This is a genomic window from Arthrobacter sp. SPT-J7 (genome assembly GCF_059089965.1).
In genome coordinates, this window is record NZ_JBNHFF010000006.1 from 255,492 (window position 1) to 274,528 (window position 19,037).

Below are 19,037 nucleotides of genomic sequence, written 5' to 3' on the forward strand. Positions count from 1 at the left end.
GCCTCCGGCCGTCTCCACAACTGCTCTGGCGTGCCGGCATGCGCGCCTCCAGAAAGCCGGCCTCCGGCGACTACAGCTAACGAAGGAAAGTTTGTTCATGGAAACGGTCACGTCACTCCTTGAGTCCATTGCCGATGTTGGGCGGGACAGGCAGCGCGGGGGGTATTCGCGCCCGGTGTTCTCCAGTGCCGAGCTGGACTTGCGCGGCTGGTTCATCGAGCAGGCCGGGCGGCGCGGTCTGGACGTGGAGACGGACCGCAACGGGATCATCTGGGCATGGTGGGGCGAGCCGCAGCGTGGCGCGCTGGTCACCGGAAGCCATCTGGATTCGGTACCGGGCGGCGGCGCCTTTGACGGCCCGCTGGGCGTCGCTTCCGCGCTCGCCGCCGTCGACGTGCTCAAGGAGCGCGGGGTGCAGCCAAACCGGTCGCTGGCCGTCACGGTCTTTCCGGAAGAGGAAGGTTCGCGGTTCGGCGTGGCGTGCCTCGGCTCGCGGCTGCTGGCCGGGGCCATCGACCCGGACAAGGCCCGGAACCTGCGCGATGAGCACGGCACCAGCTTCGCCGATGCCGCCCGCGCCAACGGGCTGGACCCGGCGCACCTCGGCCGCGACGACGAGGCGCTGGCGCGCATCGGCGACTTCATCGAGCTGCATGTGGAGCAGGGCCGCGGTCTGGGCGAGGACGGCCCGGCGATCGCCGTCGGCAGTTCCATCCTGGGCCACGGTAGGTGGCGGATCAGCGTCGCGGGCCAGGGCAACCACGCCGGCACCACGCTGATGGCGGACCGTGCGGACCCGATGGTCGCCGCCGCGCAAATCATCCTGGCCGTGCAGCAGATTGCCGCCAAACAGTCCGACGCCCGGGCCACGGTGGGACGGATCCAGCCGGTTCCCGGCGGCACGAACGTGATCGCCTCGCGGGTGGATTTGTGGCTGGACGCCCGGCACCCGGACGACGCGGTCACCGCGCAGCTGGTCGAAACCATTCACGGCAAGGCCCAGAAGATCGCCGCCTTCGAAGGCTGCTCGGTGTCGCTCACGGAGGAGTCCTACAGCGGCACGGTGCACTTCGACTCGGCCCTGCAGCGCCAGCTGGAGAATGCGCTGCCCGGTGCCCCGGTACTGGCCACCGGCGCCGGGCACGACGCCGGCGTGCTGGCCGCGCGGGTGCCCTCGGGCATGCTGTTCGTGAAGAACCCCTCCGGTATTTCACACTCGCCGGAGGAATACGTGGAACCCTGGGACGCCGACGCCGGCGCCGCCGCCCTCGCCGATGTACTGGAGGCACTGCTGTGAGCAGCATCTGGTGCGAACGCGCCTGGCTGGGGCCGGAGGGCGTAACGGATGGCCTCCTGCTGGAAACCGACGACGGCGGTGCCATCACCCACGTGCGCACGGCACCGCGGCCGGACCCCGCCCCCGGTGTTCTGGTGCTGGACGGCGTGGTCTTCCCGGCCGCCGCCAACGCGCATTCGCACGCCTTCCACCGTGCCCTGCGCGGCCGAACGCACGCCGGCCGCGGCGACTTCTGGACCTGGCGCAAGCAGATGTACCAAGCGGCCGGCGCGCTGACCCCCGCGAAGTACGAGCGGCTGGCCACGGCCGTGTTCGCCGAAATGGTGGCGGCCGGTTTCAGCAGCGTGGCCGAATTCCACTACGTCCACCACCGCCCGGACGGCAGCGCGTACGGCGGCGGCGCCGACGGACCTGGTCCTGACGGCGATGTCCACGCCGACGAGCATGCGATGGAACTGGCGCTCTGCCGGGCTGCTGCCGCCGCCGGAATCCGCTTGACCCTGCTGGACACCTGCTACCTGGCCGGCGGCATCGGCCAGCCGCTGGCCCCTGAACAACAGCGGTTCGGAGACGGCGACGTACATACCTGGCTGGACAGGCTGGACTCCCTCCGGAAGGCCGTCGCAGCCAGGTTCGACCCCACCCAGATTACTGTCGGGGCGGCGCTGCACTCGGTGCGCGGCGTGCCCGAATCCGCGCTGCCGGTCATTGCCGACCGGTTGCCACCGGAGCTGCCGCTGCACATCCACTTGTCCGAGCAGCCGGCTGAGAATGAAGCCTGCCTGGCCGAGTACGGCGTCACGCCCGCCGGCCTGCTGGCTCGGCACGGTTTGCTATCGCCCCGGCTAAGCGCGGTCCATGCCACCCACCTGACCGCAGAGGACATCGCGCTGCTGGGCGGCGCGGGCGCCACGGTGGTGATGTGCCCGACCACCGAAGCCGACCTGGCCGACGGCATCGGCCCGGCCCGCGCTTTGGCGGACGCCGGCGCACCGATCGCCCTCGGCACCGACCAGCACGCCGTCGTCGACCCGTGGCTGGAAATGCGTGCGCTGGAGCACGGCGAACGCCTAGCCAGCGGGCAGCGCGGCCGGTTCACACCGGACGACCTCCTGCACGCAGCGTCGTCCGGCGCCAGAGCTGCCATGGCCACCCCGACTGCAGGCATCGCCGTCGGAATGGCTTGCGATCTGGTTGCGGTCAATCCGAACTCGATGCGCACGGTGGGCTCGGACCCCGGCCAACTGCCGTTGACGGCAACGTCAGCCGATGTCACCGCCGTCGTCGTCGCCGGGGAACTGCTGGCGGTTAACGGCATCCACTCGCGGCTGGGCCAACCGGCCGATCTGCTGGCCGCTGCACTGAAGGAGATTGCGTGAGCACCATCATCACCAATATCGGCGAACTGCACACGCAGGACCCGGCCCGTGGCGCTGATTCAGTGCTCCGCGATGCCGCAGTGATCATCGAGGGGGAGCGCATTGCCTGGCTCGGCTCCTCGGCGCAGGCACCCGACGCCGACGAACAGGTCGATGCCGGCGGGCGGGCCCTGTTGCCCGGCTGGGTGGACTCGCACACGCACCTGGTCTTCGCCGGCGACCGTACCGCCGAGTTTGAAGCCCGGATGGCCGGCCAGTCCTATCAGGCCGGCGGGATTGCGGTCACCACCGGCGCCACCCGCGAAGCCAGCGATTATGAGTTGACCCGGCTGCTGCTGGCCCGGGTCGCGGAGGCAGCGGCCGGCGGCACCACCTACCTGGAGACCAAGACCGGTTACGGACTGGATGTAGAGCAGGAGGCACGCAGCGCCCGGATCGCCTCCACCGTGGCCGACGAGGTGACGTACCTCGGCGCGCATCTGGTCCCGGCCGGCATCGACCCCGACGAGTACACCGACCTGGTCTGCGGGGAGATGCTGGCTGCGGTCAGGCCGTACGTGCAGTGGGCGGACGTGTTTTGCGAACGGGGTGCCTTCAACGAGGAGCAGTCGCGCCGCGTCCTCGCTGCCTGCCGCGACGCCGGCCTGGGACTGCGCGTGCACGGCAACCAGCTGGGTGAGGGCCCCGGCGTGCGGCTGGCGGTGGAATTCGGCGCGGCCAGCGTGGACCACGTGAACTACCTGTCCGACGACGACGTCGCAGCGCTCGCCGGAAGCTGGGCAGGCTGGGACCGGGCCAGTGGCACGGGGGAGCGCGGCACGGTGGCCACCTGCCTGCCGGCCTGCGATCTGTCCACGCGCCAGCCCCTGGCACCGGGACGGCAGCTGCTGGATGCCGGTGCGGAAATTGCGCTGGCATCCAACTGCAACCCCGGCACCTCCTTCACCAGTTCCATGAACTTTTGCGTGACGACGGCGGTGCTGCAGATGGGATTGAGCGTCCACGAAGCGGTCCGCGCGGGGACCTACGGAGGTGCCTTGGCATTGGGCCGCCACGTGGGCCGGGACGAGGATGGACAGCGGGCGGTGGGCTCCATCGCCGTCGGTCACCGGGCCGACCTGCACCTGCTCAACGCGCCCTCGGCCACCCATCTGGCCTACCGCCCCGGCATGCCGCTGACGGCGGCCGTGTGGCGGGCCGGCGTGAAATCGGCCGGGAGGGGCTGACGGCTGCACCGCGCTGTGTCGAGCGCAGCGGTTTTTCAGCCGATGGGCTCGTAGCGGTTGGGGTCCTTGACGTCGTGGCAATGTGCCAGGACCTCGACGGCGCGGGCGGCATCCTGGTCTTTGAGCGCTTGGAGGATGCTGCGGTGGTCGTGGATGACCTTGGCCTGGTGTTCCGGTCCCTGCCGGTAGGTCAAGGTAATCCGGTGCTGGATGGGGTGGTTCCAGATGGAGGTTATGACGCCGCGCAGGTAGTCGTTGGCAGCGGGCTCGATCAGGGCCAGATGGAACGCACGGCCCAGCCGGAAGAGTTCGTCGCTGTCCTGCGGATTGACGATTTCCGTCTCGTCGATGAGACCGCTTAGCCGCACCAACTGCTGGGGGGTGTAGGAGCCGATGGCGTTCTGCACCGCGAGGGATTCCAGGGCGTAGCGGACCTCAAAGACGTTCTCGATCTCACGCTCGTCGAGCTGGTTGACTATATAACCCTTGCCCGGGACGAGGGTGGTCAGTCCCTCCATCGTCAGCTGGGTGAGCGCATCGCGGACAGGGGTGCGGGACACGCCGTACTGGGCGGCGACCACCTCTTGGGCCAAAGCCGAACCCGGCTTGATGGACCCGCTGATGATGTCGGCGCTCAGCTGCTCATGGACGCGGACTGACAGCGGTCTCACGTCGTTCGGTATCGCAGCCATAGCGGCCCCCTTCTGTTGTCCATTGTGCACTTTACCGTCCGGGTCAGCAGCCCAGGCGGTGCGGTGCGAATTTGGGTGAAACGGATGAAGCAGAACGTTACGTGAAAGTGCTTGACGTCACATCTGCGCTCTGAATACAGTGTATACACACGTGATGGAGGAGAACTGAACATGTATGTGCTGAACACTTGGTATGTGGCGGCGTGGTCGACGGAGGTCACCCGCAAGCCGGTGCGCCGGGTCATCTGCGAGCAGCCGATCGTCCTGTTCCGAACACAGGACAACGAAGCCATTGCCTTGGCGGACCGCTGTGCGCACCGCGCCTTCCCGCTCTCCGAGGGCCGGACCATCGGTGATTCGGTGGAGTGCGGCTACCACGGTTTCACTTACGGCCCGGACGGCATGTGCACCAAGGTGCCGGCCCAGACCTCGATCCCGGAACGCGCAAAGGTGCGCAAGTACCCGGTGGTGGAGCAGGACGGCTGGATCTGGGTCTGGACCGGCGATCCGGAGCTGGCCAATCCGGCCGACGTCCCGGACACCCACTGGATGGTGGACCCGGAGTGGGCAACCGTGACCCACTCGTACCACTTCAAGTGCCGGGCAGACCTGATCCACGACAACCTCCTGGACCTGACCCACGAGTCCTTCCTGCACAAGACCACCGTGGGCGATGACTACATCTACGAACACGGAATCACCGTTGAGGTCGACGGCAACGTGGTCAGCGTGGACCGCCTCATGCCCTCGGTCGAGGCGCCGCCGCTGTACGCCGAAACCATGGACGCCCGCGGACTGTTCGACCGCTTCCACTGCACCGAGTTCTTCGTCCCGAACCTGCATGTGCTCCACTCGGGCATCACCGGCGAGGGCAAACCGCGTGAAGAGGGCTTCCTGATCAAGGTGCTGAACGGCATCACGCCGATCGACGCGCACAACTCCTGGTACTACTACGCCTTCAGCCGCAACTTCGCCGTCGACAATGAGCAGGCGACCGAAGACCTGCGCGTCGGCCTGGCCACCGTGCTGGACGAGGACGCCTCCGCACTGGAGGCACAGGAGATTGGCATGCAGACCCGCCCCGAGGGCGAGTTCGACGTGCTGATCGCCCAGGACGGCGGCGTGGCCCGGGCCCGGCGCATCCTGGGTGCGCTGCTGAAGCAGGAACAGCAGGCGAAGGCTGCGGCGCAGCCGGCCGCCCGCCGGGAGCCGGTTGCTCCCAGGACGGCCTAGGTCCCGCCATGTGGATGCTGATCAGAGCCAACCCGCTCGGCGGCGAAACTGCCTCCGCAACGGGCGCCAAGATCCTGGCCGCGTGTCCGGACTCAGCCGAGCGCGGCGACCCGTGGCGCTGGACGGTGCAGTTGAATGAAACCGGCCCCGAGCCCACGGTGGAACTGGAAGCCGATGCCAGCTACATCGCCTCCGAAAGCCACCGCTACACCGGCAGCTATACGGGCACACTGCAGCGCGGGCCCGGCGAGCAGCTGATTGTGACCGGACTCGGCGGCGAAGCGCTGGTCGCGGCGGTGGACGGACCGTGGGAACGCTGGTTGCGGCCCGGCGACGTCTTCATCGTGGAGGGCGAGGAAGCCGAGGCCATCCGGCTCTCGCTCGCCGCCGGAGAATCCGCTGTCCAGGTCATTACCTTGGCCCCGCGGAAGGCCAAGGTCCTGAGGTGGGTCCCTTGACAGAGGCCCGCCGCCTTCGTCACTAGTCGCCGGACGCACCCTGCTGCACGTCGAATCCGAAATTTTCTTGCACCGAGGTACTGGTCGTCTCCTGATCAGTGCGGATATCCACCACCGGACAACGCCGTCCGGACCATGAAAGGAAAGTCCATGCGTCATTCCCGTCACCGTGCCACCCGTTCCTCTCTCCTGGCCGGATCCGTCCTGCTGGCCGTTTCTCTGACCGCCTGCACCAACGCCTCCGGTGCTGCCACGGGCGCTGCGGACACTGCTGCTCCGGTTGCGTCGGGCGCCGGGGTGGAAGCCGTGCAGGTCAACGAAGCAGCCCGGAACTTGCTGCCGGAGGAGGTCCTGGCTGCCGGGACGCTGAAAGTCGCTTCTGACCCGACCTACGCTCCGTTCGAGTTCTACGACACCGACAACAAGACCATGATCGGTTTCGACGTGGACTTCTCCGATGCCGTCGGAGCGGCCTTGGGGCTGAAAGTGGAGCACGTTCCGGCAACGTTCGACACGATCCTGGCCGGGCTGGCCTCCGGTAAGTACGACATGGCGTTGTCGGCCTTCTCCGTGACGCCGGAACGCGAGAAGATCGTCGACTTCGTCGAGTACCTGCACACCGGCACAGGGATCGCCGTCGCTCCGGGAAATCCGCTGGGGATTTCCATGGACCCCTTGAGCATGTGCGGGAAGAAGATCGCCGGCCAAAAGGGGTCGATTCAGTCGATGGAACACCTTCCTGAGTTCTCCAAGGAATGCACGGCCAACGGAAAGGAAGCGATCAAGATCCAGAACTTCCCCGGACAGACCGACGCCAACCTGGCGCTGGCTTCCGGCCGGGTAGACGGGGTGATCGCCGACAGCGTGCCGCTGGCCTACCAGGGCAAGGAAGCCAAGGGACAGTTCGAACTGGCCGAGGGCGAGGACTACGATGCCGTACCGTTCGGGATTGCCCTGGCCAAGGACGCCGGGATGACCGAAGCCGTAGCCGAAGCGGTGAAGGGCGTTATCGCCGGGGGCCATTACCAGGAAATCGGCGACAAGTGGGACTTCCCGGAGTCGGTGCTGATCACGGCCGACACGCTCGAGGCCAAGTAGCGAAAGAGGGATCAACCCCATGACTGCCGTGACTACGCAAACCCAGCCGGTGGCCCCACCGGTTGATGGCTACACCATCGTCAAGGCGAAGCACCCAGGCCGCTGGTTGGCCGCAGCGGTGATCTTCCTGGTGGGCGGATTGCTGCTGAACTCCATCTTCACCAATCCCAACTTTGGCTGGGACGTCGTGGCCATGTACCTGCGCGACATCTCCATCGGCAACGGCATCCTCGTGACGCTGGGGCTCACGGTCATCAGCATGGCCATTGGGATCGTGCTGGGCGTGGTCTTGGCCGTCATGCGGCTTTCGGTCAATCCGGTGGTGCGGGGCGCGGCCTTCGCCTATGTGCACTTCTTCCGGGGAACGCCGGTGCTGGTCCAGTTGTTGTTCTGGTTCAATCTGGCGGCGCTGTACCCGGTCATCACGCTGGGCATCCCGGGGGTCCACTTGGACGCGAACCAGTTCATCACTCCGATGACAGCGGCGATCTTGGGCCTCGGCCTGAACCAAGGTGCCTACATGTCCGAGATTGTCAGGGCCGGCATCCTCTCCGTTGACCACGGCCAGACCGAGGCCGCCGGGGCGCTTGGCATCACCAAGCTGCAGACCATGCGACGCATCGTGCTGCCGCAGGCGATGCGCGTGATCATCCCGCCCACCGGCAACGAAACCATCGGCATGCTCAAGACCACCGCCTTGGTCAGCGTGATCTCCGTGCCGGAATTGCTGTACTCGGCGCAGATCATTTACGCACGCACGTTCGAGACGATCCCGCTGCTCATGGTCGCCAGCCTCTGGTACCTGCTGATCACGTCCGTCCTCACCATCGGCCAGTACTACCTGGAGCGGCGATTTGCCCGTGGCAACCAGCGGAACTTGCCGCCGACGCCTCTGCAGCAGCTGAAGCGGTTCTTCGCGACGCACGACGCTCTCTCCCTGAAAGGCGGCAAGAAATGACGGCCATGAACAACGCCGAACCGATGGTCAAAGCTAACGCGGTGTGCAAGAACTTCGGCTCCAACCAGGTTTTGAAGGGCATCGACCTGCACGTCCGACAGGGCGAGGTGGTCTGCCTGATCGGCCCGTCCGGATCGGGAAAGAGCACGTTCTTGCGCTGCATCAACCACCTGGAAGCCATCGACGGCGGAAGGATGTGGGTCAACGGGAAGATCGTCGGCTACGAACTCAAGGGCAACAGGCTCTACGAGCAGAGCCACAACGAGATCTGCCACAGCCGTTCGGATGTGGGCATGGTTTTCCAACAGTTCAACCTCTTCCCGCACATGACCGTTCTGCAAAACCTCATCGAGGCGCCGCGCCTGGTCCGGAAGGAGCGGAAAGCAACAGCTGTGGCGCGGGCCAAGTCGCTGCTCGAAAAGGTCGGCCTGAGCGAGAAGGCGGACGCATATCCCCGCCAGCTCTCCGGCGGCCAGCAACAACGGGTGGCGATTGCCCGTGCCCTGTGCATGGAACCGAAACTCATGTTGTTCGATGAGCCGACCTCCGCACTGGATCCCGAACTCGTAGGCGAGGTCTTGAAAGTAATGAAGGATCTGGCCACATCCGGCATGACGATGGTGGTGGTCACGCATGAAATGAACTTCGCCCGCGACGTCGCCGACCGAGTGGTCTTCATGGACGGTGGGCACGTGGTGGAAGAGGGGCCGGCCCGCGACGTCATCACCAACCCTCAAAACGAACGCACCAAGGCATTCCTGGCTTCGGTTCTCGCCGAACCGGCCGCCGCCTGAGCACCCGAGGTGAAGGAATCATGAACGAAGACTTTTTCGACGTCGAAGTCCGGTCGATCACGCGCGAATCCAACTGCGTGGTGTCGCTGCAGCTGGAACATCCGCTGGGCGACGAGCTGCCCGAGTGGGACGCCGGATCGCACATCGACGTGCTCCTGCCCAACGGCCTCCTGCGCCAGTATTCGCTCTGCTCCGTGCGGACGGACCGGTCAGTCTGGCGGTTGGGAATACTGCGCGAGCCGGAGGGGCGCGGCGGCTCGGCCTACGTGCACGACCTGTTGAGGCCCGGGACCAAGATCCAGGTACGGGGCCCGCGCAATAACTTCGTCCTGGCACCCGCGGACAGCTATGTCTTCATCGCCGGCGGCATCGGCATCACCCCCGTGCTGCCGATGATCCGCGAGGCTGCCGAACTTGGCGTACCGTGGCGCCTGGTCTACCTGGGACGCAGCCGCTCCTCGATGGCGTTCCTCGAAGAGATCCAGGCATTCGGCGGAGACATCCACATCCACGCCGACGACGAGAGCGGTTTCTACCCGCTGGCCGAGCTGTTGGCGGAGCAGGGCGCCGGAACTCACGTCTACGCCTGCGGTCCCGGCCCGCTGCTCAATGTCATTCAGTCGATTGCCGACGGCTGGGAGGATCCCGGGCGGTTCCACTGCGAGCGCTTCGCCGCAACCGGCGAAGTCCCGGAGAACGACGGCGAGTCCGCCTTCGTGGTCGAACTGACCGACGGGACTGAGGTCCCGGTGGGACCGGACGAGTCCATCTTGCAGGCACTCGAAGCGGCCGGGCTCAGCCCGCTGAACTCCTGCCGCGAGGGAATCTGCGGTACCTGTGAAACGCCTGTGTTGGGCGGCGAAATTGACCACCGCGATTCGCTGCTGTCCGATGCGGAACGCGACGCGGGAGACACCATGATGATCTGCGTCTCCCGGTGCAAGGGCAAGCGCTTGCTGCTGGACTTGTAGCGAGGCCTGGTCCCGGAGCGCCCGCGCCGCAACGAAAGCCGATTCAACGGCGGGGGAGGGTGGAACACGAATCCCTTCCGGATGTCCCCGGCCCGGGTTCCCTTGGCAAGATGGAGGCTATGGACAAGCAGAAGGTGGTCACCGCGAGTGCACCGCGCACGCTGAGCTACTACCGGGCGGAAGTGCTCATTGTGCTCGGGGTTTCGCTGGGGCAGTCGGCTGTCTACGCCGTGGTGAACCTGCTGGAGAAGATGACCCGCGCGCCGCTGGCCTCGCAAACCACCACGCTGAACCCGGTACTGAACAAGCGGGAGATCTTCGATTTCGTCTACCAGATGCTCGGCATCTGCTTTGCGCTGGTGCCGGTGGCCTTGGTGCTGCTCCTCATGACCTCGCCCGGCCAATCGGCCTTCCGCTCGATCGGGTTCACCTTTTCCCGGCCCAAGGTGGACTTCGGTTTAGGCTTCCTGCTGGCGCTGCTGATGGGTGCCGGCACGTTGGTCGTCTATGCCGCCGGCCGGGCGCTTGGGATCACCACCGCCATTGTCCCCGCGGCCTTGGACGAATATTGGTGGACCGTGCCGGTACTGGTGCTGTCAGCACTGCGCCACGCCATCCTCGAAGAGGTGGTCATGGTTGGCTACCTCTTCAACAGGTTCGCCAAGTTCGGCTGGGGGATCTGGACCACGATCTTCGTCAGCGCCGCCCTGCGCGGGACCTACCATCTGTACCAGGGGATTGGACCGGGCATCGGCAACTTCCTGATGGGGCTGGTATTCGGGTACGTCTACACAAAGGTAAAGCGGGTGATGCCGCTGGTCGTCGCTCACGCACTGCTGGATATTGCCGGCTTTGTCGGGTATGCGCTGGTGGGTCCGGCCATCGGCATCGGGACCTGACCCGCCTGCACGCCCCGCGGGAGTCCGGGCGTTCTCTCCCCGGACAGGCCAAAGGCTCCCGTTCTACCTCTTGCGCCACCGTGGGTGGGAGCAAGAGGGCGGAATGGGAGCCCCTGCGATAAGCGCGAGTCTTGGTACCGTGCCAGCCGGGACCGGAAGCTTAGAGTTCGACGATGCCGTTCGCGGTTTCGAAGCGGACCGACATGATGCCGGGTGTGCCGTTGGGTGCGGTCCAAGCAACCTTGACGTCGTCGAGAAGGTCATCTACCGGGGTGCCCAGCCAGTCGGCCACGCGTTCCGAGGATCCGGCAATGGTCAGGCCGATCAGCTTGACGGTCGCGGGGCGCGCGTTGGACGGGTGCAGTGCCTCGGTGCCGTCATCCCAGCGCAGCATGTAGGGGACCTGCGGGTCGGCGATCAGGCCCTTGATGCCGATCTGCTGCCAGCTCAATTCCTGCCCGTCCGGAAACTTTCGGTTCCCGGGAACCGCATGACGGCCCAGCCGCTCTTCGAACGGGGTCAGATCGTCCACTTCCACACACCAGCCCATCCAGCCGCCGCCGGCTTCGGACCGGGCACGAACGGCTTGGCCGAAGGGGGCCTTGTCGGACGCGGGGTGGTCCAGGACCTCCACCACTTCCAGGTAATGGTGGTCGGTCAGCGGGAAGATCATGTTGCGGGTGCCGAAGCGGGGGTGTACCCCGCCCTTGACCGCGTCGATACCCAAGGCCTTGGAAATCCGCTCTGAGGTGGCAGCCAGGCCGTCGGGCTCTGCAGCATAAGAAACGTGGTCGAAGCGCATAGGCATATCTTGGCACTTTGTGAACCAGCGCTCGACTTAGGGTGACCTAAGTCACTGTGCTTTCGCGGTGAATCTTGACGTTAGCCCTTTACAGCCAAGGGCAGGTCTGGCCCCCGGCAAGGCAGGGGAGGGGCGGTCACAAGATGTCATATTGTTGCGGCCGGCCGGGCTCTCCGCCGAGACTGGACGCAGGTCATGAGTGCCAGCGTGAAACCCCGGTTTGCTGGCCGGCAACCCTCCAACCGCGGTGGGGTGCCCCGGGTGAAGACCAGGCAGCCGCCACAAGGCGGTGCGCAAGCGCGGGTCACACCCGGGACGGATATACCGGCACGGCCGGATCCCGGATGACCCCTTCCGTTGAAGGAGTTGCACCATGTCCAATGCAGACTGGTCTTTTGAAACTCGTCAAATCCACGTCGGCCAAGAGCCGGATGCCGCCACCGGTGCCCGCGCACTGCCGATCTACCAGACCACGTCGTTCGTGTTCCCCAGCGCGCAGAGCGCCGCGGACCGCTTCGCCCTGTCCGAATTGGCACCCATCTACACCCGGATCGGCAACCCGACGAGCGAGGCTGTGGAAACCCGGCTCGCCAACCTGGAAGGCGGCGTCGGCGCACTGCTGCTGGCCTCCGGCCAGGCTGCGTCCACGTTCTCCATCCTGAACCTGGCCGAGGCCGGCGACCATATCGTAGCCAGCCCCAGCCTGTACGGCGGTACGTACAACCTGCTGCGCACCACGCTGCCCAAGTTCGGCATCGAAGTCACCTTCGTTGAGGATCCGGACAACCTGCAGCAGTGGCGCGACGCCGTGCAGCCAAACACCAAGGCCTTCTTCGGCGAGGTGGTCTCCAACCCGCGCCAGGACGTGCTGGACCTGGAGGCCGTCAGCAGCATCGCGCACGAGAACGGCGTGCCGCTGATCGTGGACAACACGCTGGCCACCCCGTACCTGATCCGCCCGATCGAGTGGGGGGCAGACATTGTGCTCCACTCGGCCACCAAGTACCTCGGGGGTCACGGGACCGCCATCGGCGGCGTGATCGTGGACGCCGGCACCTTTGATTTCGCTGCCGATCCGGAGAAGTTCCCTGGCTTCAACACCCCGGACGACACCTACAACGGGCTGGTCTTCGCCCGCGACCTGGGTGTCGGAAGTGCGCTCGGCGCCAACCTCGCCTACATCCTCAAGGCCCGCGTGCAGCTGCTGCGCGATCTGGGCTCTGCCATTTCCCCGTTCAACGCCTTCCTGATAGCCCAAGGCCTTGAGACGCTGAGCCTGCGGGTCGAGCGGCACGTGGCCAACGCGCAGAAGGTGGCGGAGTTCCTCGAAGCGCACGACGACGTTGCTTCCGTTGCGTACCTCGGCCTGCCCTCGAGCCCCTGGTACGAGCGCGGCCGCAAGTACGGTCCGAAGGGCACCGGCGCCATCGTGTCGTTTGAGATCAAGGGTGGACTGGAGGCCGGCAAGCGCTTTGTGGACGGACTGGAACTGCATTCGCATGTGGCCAACCTCGGCGACGTGCGCTCGCTGGTGATCCACCCGGCGTCGACCACGCACGCCCAGCTTTCGGCCGAGGAGCGGTTGTCCGCCGGCGTGACCGACGGACTGGTCCGGCTCTCGGTGGGCATCGAGAACGTCAACGACATCATCGCCGACTTGGAGGCCGGGTTCCGTGCCGCCAAGGGCGCGGACGACTAGGCAAGCAGGTAGAACGCAGCGTGACGATAGTGCAACCGCAGGAACTCGTGGACCAGGCGACGGATGGCGTCCTGCGCAGGATGCCTGTTGGTGCGCTGGAACTGGAAGCCGGCGGCTACCTGCCCGAGGTCGTTCTGGGCTTTGAAACCTGGGGCACCCTCAACGCGGATGCGTCGAACGCGGTCCTGATCGAGCACGCCCTGACCGGCAGCACGCACGTGGCCCGCGGCACCTCCGACGAGGACGGCTGGTGGGACGACCTGATCGGTCCCGGTGCCACCATCGACACGGAGCGCTATTTCGTAGTGGCCGCCAACATGATTGGCGGCTGCTACGGCTCCACCGGTCCCGCGTCGCCGGCACCGGACGGCTCGCCGTGGGGGTCGCGGTTTCCGTTCGTCACCATCCGCGACTCGGTTCGGGCCGAGGCGCGGCTGGCAGATGCGCTGGGTATTCGCCGCTGGCATGCCGTCCTCGGCGGCTCGATGGGCGGGGCGCGCGCGCTGGAGTGGGCGGCGACGTTCCCGGAGCGCACGGCCCGGTGCGCCGTCATGGCCTGCGGGGCAGCCAGCACCGCCGAACAGATCGCGTTTGCGCAGGCGCAGGTCGCCGCCATCCGGCTGGACCCGCACTTTGCCGGCGGCGACTATTACGGCGGTCCCGCCCCCGAAGCCGGACTGGGCATCGCCCGGCGGATCGCCCACATCAACTACCGCTCGGAACCGGAACTGGAGTACCGGTTCGGCCGCTCGGCGCAGGCGGAGGAACAGCCGTTCGGCGGCATCACGCCGGCGGCCCGAGGCCGCTACGCAGTGGAAAGCTACTTGGACTACCAGGCGGAGAAACTGGTTTCCCGCTTTGACGCCAATAGCTACATCCTGCTCACCGAGGCCCTGGTCAGCCATGATGTTTCCCGCGGCCGCGGCTCGCTGGAGCAGTCCCTGGGCGGCCTTGAGGAGACGGAATTCTTCATCGCGGCGGTAGATTCCGACCGTCTCTACTTCCCGGAACAGTCACGGCAGCTGGCCGAGGCGCTGCCGGGGTCCGTCAAGGTGCACACCATCGAAACGCCGCTGGGCCACGACGGCTTCCTGACCGATGTACATCAACTGCATGACGAACTGACGCAGGCGTTTTTCCAAGCCTGAGCCGGCGGGCGCTCGGTGAGGTTCGAGCTGCGTCCGTTCCAGTTGTTGACCCTCCGCTTCCGCAGCGCGGGCGGCGGCTGACAATGGCCCTTCAGGCCAGTTCCAGCGTGAGGGGCCGCCGCAGGAACGCCGCGTAGCGAGCCACGGCGCGGTCAACGGACTGCCGCTCGGCGGGGCTGAACGCGCGCAGCGGCTTGAGCCGCAGCTCGGCGGAGCCGGTCTTGAGCACGTGTTTCCAGTTGCCGGCCATCTTCCCGTCCAGCAGCAGCACATGCTGCGGCACCGTGCTGCTCAGCGCCGCCGGGGCCGACCCGCCCAGGTAGCCGCGCGTTTTGGTGTAGCCCATGACGTATTCGTCGTAGCACTGGATCAGGTCGGCGCGGGGACGTTCGTTCGCTGCAGTGGGTGCGCCGCCGGTCCCGGCTGCGGGGGAGAACCAGAGCTCCACCCCATCGGCTTCGGTCCGCTCCAGTCCTTCCTGCCCGCCGGCTTCCAATCCGCGCCTAATGTCGGCCTGCGGCAGCTTGCACCAGTCCGAGCAGTCCTTCACCGAGGCGGGCCCACGGCTGGCGAAGTACCGCGCGGTGAGCTGAGCTAGTGCTGCGTCCCGGTCAAAGTCCGCTGTCAACGGCGGGACGCGCTCGTCGAAGGAGGCATACGTTTGCTGCACGGTGCCGGATTCCGCCGACCGCGGCGTTCCGCTGACCAGGATCCGGTCCATCTCCGCGTGGAATACCAGATGCCCCAGCCGCTGGCCGCGCAGGGACGCACCGTTCAGCTTCACCCCGTTGTCCTCGAGCAGCTCCGCTGTGGTGAGTCGGGACGCGAGTTCATCCCGAGTGCGGTGCTGGCCGTCAGCGACCGCCGCGGCCAGCACCTCATTGCTGCGTGCGACCGTCGATTCATCCAGGCCCAGTTGCCGGTCCCGGCCTTTGTTGCCTGCCTTGAGCCGGGGTCCGGAGAGCAACATCAGCCAGTGCAGATCGTCGCGGTGCACGAAGTGCCAGGTGGGCCGCAGGACGTGGGTGCGCAGGATCGTTCCGGCGGCAATGGCCGCGTCGATGTCCGCCGCATTGTCCCGGGCCGACCCGCCCGCCCGTTGCGCCAGGGACCAGCGGGCATAAACGTACTCCTGCGACTGGAAGGCGAGGAGCCAGCGCAAGGCAGCGCCGGCGTCGTCCGCGGGATGGTCCCAGAGCCGCTGTGCCCGCAAACGGTGGGTGCGGATGGCCTGGGGATCCGGTTGCGGCACGGCAGGCTCGGTTATCCGGCCGTACCGGGAGGCATGCCCGGGCCGAAGAACGGGTCGGCAGCCGGACGCTTGGGCAGGATCCCGTCGCCGGAGGACTGGTGCCGGAGCCTGCGCAGCACCCACGGGACCAGATGCTGGCGGGCCCACACGAAGTCCTCGGTGCGCGCGGTGCGCCAGCGCTTGGGCGGCAGCGGTTTGGGTGCCTCCGGCTGCAGCGTGTGCTCGACATTGAGCGCGTCCAGCACCATGGCGGCAATGGTGTGGTGCCCGAGCGGAGAGAAATGCAGCCGGTCCGGCGCCCACATCTGCGGCGCCTTCAGTTGCCGCAGCGCCCACATGTCGGCAATGATGGCGTCGTGGCGGGCGGCCACCGTGCGCAGGTTCTCGTTGTAGATGGCGGCCTTGCCGCGGGCGCTGCCGAGCACCGGGGTGTCCCCGAAGTCGGGGGCGGTGAACAGCACGATGGTTGCACCGGAGGCAGCCAGTCTGGTGACGGCCCGGTCGACCTTCTCCGCCAGGGCATCCGGGTCGGCACGGGGGCGGATCACGTCATTGCCGCCGGCGCAGACCGAGATCAGGTCAGGCTTCAGCGCCAGAGCCGGTTCGATCTGTTCATCGATGATCTGCTGCAGCAGCCGGCCGCGGATGGCCAGGTTGGCGTAGGCAAAGTCCTCATGGCCGCGGGCAAGTTCCTCGGCCACGCGGTCGGCCCAGCCGCGGTAGCCACCCGGACTGCGCGGATCAGGGTCGCCGATGCCTTCGGTGAAGGAATCGCCAATGGCTACAAAGCGGCTCCAGGGGTGGCCGGCGGCGACCGCGGAGGAGGGGGCTTCAGGACGGGACAAGTTACTCACAAGTACATCCTCCCAAGAAGCCACCTGGGATGCACAGGCACGCCCGTAAGTATTACCTGAATCATCTTTCAGAAAAGCATGGTCCGCGGCGGGATCTTTGGCTAGGGTGTGAGCTGGAGGCGGCCACCTCGGCCGACTCGGTCTCGAGGAGCTGAGATGGAATTGCTAGCGGGAATCACTGCGCGGCGGGTGCCGACCAAGCGGCTGACAATGAACGTCTTGGAGCGCGCTGGCGACCTGCCGGACGGCATTCCGGTGGTTCTGGTGCACGGGAATGTCTCCTCCTCGCTGTTCTGGCAGGAGACCATGCAGGCGCTGCCGCCGGAGTACCGCGTGCTGGCGCCGGACCTGCGCGGATTTGGCCAGACCGACACGGCTCCGGTGGACGCAAGCCGCGGGTTGCGCGACTTTGCCGATGACCTGCACGGGCTGCTCCACGCGTTGCAGTTGGGCCCCGTGCACTTGGTCGGCTGGAGTATGGGCGGGGGTGTGGCGATGCAGTACGCGCTGGAGCACTCTGTCCTCAGCCTCGCGCTGCAGGCGCCGGTCTCGCCGTACGGTTTCGGCGGCACGGCAGGTCCGGAGGGGCGGCGGCTGACCGCGGACGACGCCGGAACCGGGGGCGGCGGCGCCAACCCCGATTTCATCGCGCGGCTGGAAGCAGGCGACAGGAGCGACGACGCACCCGCCTCGCCGCTGTCGGTCTACCGCTCCACCTATGTGCATGCCGGGTTCGAATCCCCGCATGAGCACATCTGGGTCGAATCGATGCTCAGCACCAAGACCGGCCCCGACAACTATCCCGGGGATTCCGTCCCGTCGCAGAACTGGCCGGGCTTCGCTCCAGGGCGCCGTGGCGTGCTCAACACGATGGCGCCGGGAGTCTTCAACACCAGCGCCCTGGTGGATCTGGCGGATAAACCGGACATTCTGTGGATCCACGGCGATAGCGACGCCATCGTGTCCGATGCTTCGTTCTTCGACTTGAACTGCCTGGGCAAGGCCGGCGTGCTGCCGGGCTGGCCGGGGGAGGAAACGGCCCCGCTGCAGCCGATGGTCTCGCAGACCCGGGCGGTGCTGGAAAAATATGCGGCCAACGGCGGACGCTTCACCGAAGTGCTGTTGGACAACTGCGGCCATTCGCCGCATCTGGAATATCCCGACCGGTTCATTACCGAATTGACGGCGCACATCGAGCGGAGCGGCGCGGCGGCGCAGGCGATTCCGGCCCAGGGGAACGACGGCGGTCCGCTTGCCGAAGAAACTCAAACTTTCAAGTAATAGTGATTCTGTGCGATCATGGACGGCATGACTGAAACTACTTATCAGCCCGTGGTCGCCTGGTCCAAGCCCGAGCAGGAACGGGCGGGAACGCCGCTGCTGGTGCTCTTCCATGGCTACGGATCCCACGAGCAGGACCTTATGGGCCTGGTGCCCGGTCTTCCGGAGGAATTCACCGTGGCGGCGGTCCGCGCGCCGGTGGCGATGGGGCCGGGCTTCACCTGGTTCCCGCTGATGCACGAGCCGGACTTCTCCGTGGACAAGGTGACCAAGGCCGTTGGCGATGTAGTGACCTGGCTGGACACTGTTAAGGGCCAGCACAGAAGCGTTTCCGTGCTGGGCTTCTCCATGGGCATGGCCGTGGCAACGTCGGTGCTCCGCCACCGGCCGGAGGAGATCGCCGCCGTCGTGGGGCTCTCCGGGTTCGCCGTGCCCGCTGACGGCAACGGGTTTTTCCGTGACGATGCGGTCAAGGCCATCAAGCCGCCGGTTTTCTGGGGCCGCGACCAGGAGGATCCGGTCATCACCGCGGACAAGATCGAGTTCACCCATGAGTGGGCGAACGAGCATGTGGACCTGACCAAGGTTCTCTATGCCGGGATCGGCCACGGCATCAATGCCCAGGAACTGTCGCACGTGAAGGAATTCCTGACCTACAAGGTACTGAACGCCAAGTAACACCGAGCGCTGGCCCAATGCCGGCATGCTCAGCGGGCTGCATACCCTCTGACATGTTTACGAGGACGTGGTTCTCTCGCCTGCCAGGCCCGGTAAGGGGCTTGGCGCCAGCAAAGGTTTGGAGGCTGGACGCCAGTTACCATCCGTTTCGCTCCCACGTCTCAGCGGTGGCCCACAACGATCTGCTAGTCAGCCACGTTTAAACGTTCTGAAACAAGGGAAGTTAGCCCTATACCTGGGAGCGAACCATGCGGAGGCCTGGATCTCCGCGATGCACGGCTCGTTCTGCAGCGAGGTGGTGTCACTCGTCCGGGGGGG

Annotated in this window: 18 protein-coding genes and 1 riboswitch; of the genes, 14 read left to right on the plus strand and 4 right to left on the minus strand. The window is 66.4% G+C overall.

Features of this window, described 5'->3' with window-relative positions; translation table 11 throughout:
- The first annotated feature begins 97 nt into the window (after positions 1-97).
- From AC5RWX_RS12430 to hutI, 3 genes are read left to right on the plus strand one after another with little or no spacing between them, the layout of a single operon-like run.
- A complete protein-coding gene (locus AC5RWX_RS12430) occupies positions 98-1,297 on the plus strand; it encodes an allantoate amidohydrolase (protein ID WP_494078530.1) in 1,200 nt (399 codons plus the stop codon).
- Positions 1,294-2,676: a formimidoylglutamate deiminase gene (locus AC5RWX_RS12435; RefSeq protein WP_494078531.1), complete on the plus strand. Its 1,383-nt coding sequence runs from the start codon at positions 1,294-1,296 to the stop codon at positions 2,674-2,676. Before AC5RWX_RS12430 ends, AC5RWX_RS12435 begins: the two co-directional genes overlap by 4 nt.
- Positions 2,673-3,902 (plus strand): imidazolonepropionase, encoded by a 1,230-nt coding sequence (gene hutI / locus AC5RWX_RS12440; protein WP_494078532.1) that lies wholly within the window; start codon positions 2,673-2,675, stop codon positions 3,900-3,902. Before AC5RWX_RS12435 ends, hutI begins: the two co-directional genes overlap by 4 nt.
- A 35-nt stretch (positions 3,903-3,937) precedes the next feature.
- On the opposite strand, the gene AC5RWX_RS12445 is transcribed toward hutI, so the two are convergent.
- The gene (locus AC5RWX_RS12445) at positions 3,938-4,594 is read right to left on the minus strand and encodes a GntR family transcriptional regulator (RefSeq protein ID WP_494078533.1); all 657 of its coding nucleotides are present in this window, start codon (positions 4,592-4,594) and stop codon (positions 3,938-3,940) included.
- Positions 4,595-4,765: 171 nt separating this feature from the next.
- On the opposite strand from AC5RWX_RS12445, the gene AC5RWX_RS12450 reads away from it, so the two are divergent.
- From AC5RWX_RS12450 to AC5RWX_RS12480, 7 genes are all read left to right on the plus strand, one after another.
- Positions 4,766-5,827, plus strand: a complete 1,062-nt coding sequence (locus AC5RWX_RS12450) for a Rieske 2Fe-2S domain-containing protein (protein ID WP_493940691.1) — start codon at positions 4,766-4,768, stop codon at positions 5,825-5,827.
- 14 nt (positions 5,828-5,841) lie between these two features.
- Positions 5,842-6,285 (plus strand): hypothetical protein, encoded by a 444-nt coding sequence (locus AC5RWX_RS12455; protein WP_493957273.1) that lies wholly within the window; start codon positions 5,842-5,844, stop codon positions 6,283-6,285.
- Positions 6,286-6,435: 150 nt separating this feature from the next.
- Complete coding sequence (locus tag AC5RWX_RS12460) at positions 6,436-7,383, plus strand: ABC transporter substrate-binding protein (protein ID WP_494078534.1); 948 nt, start codon at positions 6,436-6,438, stop codon at positions 7,381-7,383.
- A 19-nt stretch (positions 7,384-7,402) separates the two neighbouring features.
- On the plus strand, positions 7,403-8,341 hold the full coding sequence (locus tag AC5RWX_RS12465; protein ID WP_493940694.1) for an amino acid ABC transporter permease: 939 nt from the start codon (positions 7,403-7,405) through the stop codon (positions 8,339-8,341).
- Positions 8,338-9,135 (plus strand): amino acid ABC transporter ATP-binding protein, encoded by a 798-nt coding sequence (locus AC5RWX_RS12470; RefSeq protein WP_493940695.1) that lies wholly within the window; start codon positions 8,338-8,340, stop codon positions 9,133-9,135. The genes AC5RWX_RS12465 and AC5RWX_RS12470 overlap by 4 nt, the downstream gene beginning before the upstream one ends.
- A gap of 20 nt (positions 9,136-9,155) precedes the next feature.
- A complete protein-coding gene (locus tag AC5RWX_RS12475) occupies positions 9,156-10,106 on the plus strand; it encodes a PDR/VanB family oxidoreductase (protein ID WP_494063028.1) in 951 nt (316 codons plus the stop codon).
- 119 nt (positions 10,107-10,225) lie between these two features.
- On the plus strand, positions 10,226-11,005 hold the full coding sequence (locus tag AC5RWX_RS12480; RefSeq protein WP_494078535.1) for a CPBP family intramembrane glutamic endopeptidase: 780 nt from the start codon (positions 10,226-10,228) through the stop codon (positions 11,003-11,005).
- Positions 11,006-11,165: 160 nt separating this feature from the next.
- Here AC5RWX_RS12480 and AC5RWX_RS12485 read toward each other — a convergent pair whose 3' ends face one another.
- On the minus strand, positions 11,166-11,807 hold the full coding sequence (locus AC5RWX_RS12485; RefSeq protein WP_493940698.1) for a VOC family protein: 642 nt from the start codon (positions 11,805-11,807) through the stop codon (positions 11,166-11,168).
- Positions 11,808-11,998: 191 nt separating this feature from the next.
- Positions 11,999-12,113: riboswitch (SAM riboswitch) on the plus strand.
- A gap of 67 nt (positions 12,114-12,180) precedes the next feature.
- Here AC5RWX_RS12485 and AC5RWX_RS12490 point away from each other — a divergent pair.
- Both AC5RWX_RS12490 and metX read left to right on the plus strand, forming a co-directional pair.
- A complete protein-coding gene (locus AC5RWX_RS12490) occupies positions 12,181-13,506 on the plus strand; it encodes a bifunctional o-acetylhomoserine/o-acetylserine sulfhydrylase (RefSeq protein ID WP_493944299.1) in 1,326 nt (441 codons plus the stop codon).
- Between the two features lie 80 nt (positions 13,507-13,586).
- Positions 13,587-14,654 carry a homoserine O-acetyltransferase MetX gene (metX, locus tag AC5RWX_RS12495; protein ID WP_494078540.1) on the plus strand — a complete coding sequence of 356 codons (1,068 nt, stop codon included), beginning with the start codon at positions 13,587-13,589 and terminating at the stop codon, positions 14,652-14,654.
- 91 nt (positions 14,655-14,745) lie between these two features.
- On the opposite strand, the gene AC5RWX_RS12500 is transcribed toward metX, so the two are convergent.
- Positions 14,746-15,906: a winged helix DNA-binding domain-containing protein gene (locus AC5RWX_RS12500; protein WP_494078536.1), complete on the minus strand. Its 1,161-nt coding sequence runs from the start codon at positions 15,904-15,906 to the stop codon at positions 14,746-14,748.
- A gap of 11 nt (positions 15,907-15,917) precedes the next feature.
- Positions 15,918-16,751 (minus strand): SGNH/GDSL hydrolase family protein, encoded by an 834-nt coding sequence (locus tag AC5RWX_RS12505; RefSeq protein WP_494078541.1) that lies wholly within the window; start codon positions 16,749-16,751, stop codon positions 15,918-15,920.
- Positions 16,752-16,916: 165 nt separating this feature from the next.
- Between AC5RWX_RS12505 and AC5RWX_RS12510 the strand changes: the two genes are divergently transcribed.
- Positions 16,917-18,041, plus strand: a complete 1,125-nt coding sequence (locus AC5RWX_RS12510) for an alpha/beta fold hydrolase (RefSeq protein WP_494078537.1) — start codon at positions 16,917-16,919, stop codon at positions 18,039-18,041.
- 27 nt (positions 18,042-18,068) lie between these two features.
- The gene (locus AC5RWX_RS12515; RefSeq protein WP_494078538.1) at positions 18,069-18,719 is read left to right on the plus strand and encodes an alpha/beta hydrolase; all 651 of its coding nucleotides are present in this window, start codon (positions 18,069-18,071) and stop codon (positions 18,717-18,719) included.
- Positions 18,720-19,037: the final 318 nt, after the last annotated feature.

What these genes read in the sequence shown, in the direction of transcription:
- AC5RWX_RS12430 (WP_494078530.1), top strand. Translation starts at nt 98, where the DNA reads ATGGAAACGGTCACGTCACTCCTTGAGTCCATTGCCGATGTTGGGCGG.
- AC5RWX_RS12445 (WP_494078533.1), bottom strand. Translation starts at nt 4,594, where the DNA reads ATGGCTGCGATACCGAACGACGTGAGACCGCTGTCAGTCCGCGTCCAT.
- AC5RWX_RS12450 (WP_493940691.1), top strand. Translation starts at nt 4,766, where the DNA reads ATGTATGTGCTGAACACTTGGTATGTGGCGGCGTGGTCGACGGAGGTC.
- AC5RWX_RS12455 (WP_493957273.1), top strand. Translation starts at nt 5,842, where the DNA reads ATGCTGATCAGAGCCAACCCGCTCGGCGGCGAAACTGCCTCCGCAACG.
- AC5RWX_RS12460 (WP_494078534.1), top strand. Translation starts at nt 6,436, where the DNA reads ATGCGTCATTCCCGTCACCGTGCCACCCGTTCCTCTCTCCTGGCCGGA.
- AC5RWX_RS12465 (WP_493940694.1), top strand. Translation starts at nt 7,403, where the DNA reads ATGACTGCCGTGACTACGCAAACCCAGCCGGTGGCCCCACCGGTTGAT.
- AC5RWX_RS12470 (WP_493940695.1), top strand. Translation starts at nt 8,338, where the DNA reads ATGACGGCCATGAACAACGCCGAACCGATGGTCAAAGCTAACGCGGTG.
- AC5RWX_RS12475 (WP_494063028.1), top strand. Translation starts at nt 9,156, where the DNA reads ATGAACGAAGACTTTTTCGACGTCGAAGTCCGGTCGATCACGCGCGAA.
- AC5RWX_RS12480 (WP_494078535.1), top strand. Translation starts at nt 10,226, where the DNA reads ATGGACAAGCAGAAGGTGGTCACCGCGAGTGCACCGCGCACGCTGAGC.
- AC5RWX_RS12485 (WP_493940698.1), bottom strand. Translation starts at nt 11,807, where the DNA reads ATGCGCTTCGACCACGTTTCTTATGCTGCAGAGCCCGACGGCCTGGCT.
- AC5RWX_RS12490 (WP_493944299.1), top strand. Translation starts at nt 12,181, where the DNA reads ATGTCCAATGCAGACTGGTCTTTTGAAACTCGTCAAATCCACGTCGGC.
- metX (WP_494078540.1), top strand. Translation starts at nt 13,587, where the DNA reads ATGCCTGTTGGTGCGCTGGAACTGGAAGCCGGCGGCTACCTGCCCGAG.
- AC5RWX_RS12510 (WP_494078537.1), top strand. Translation starts at nt 16,917, where the DNA reads ATGGAATTGCTAGCGGGAATCACTGCGCGGCGGGTGCCGACCAAGCGG.
- AC5RWX_RS12515 (WP_494078538.1), top strand. Translation starts at nt 18,069, where the DNA reads ATGACTGAAACTACTTATCAGCCCGTGGTCGCCTGGTCCAAGCCCGAG.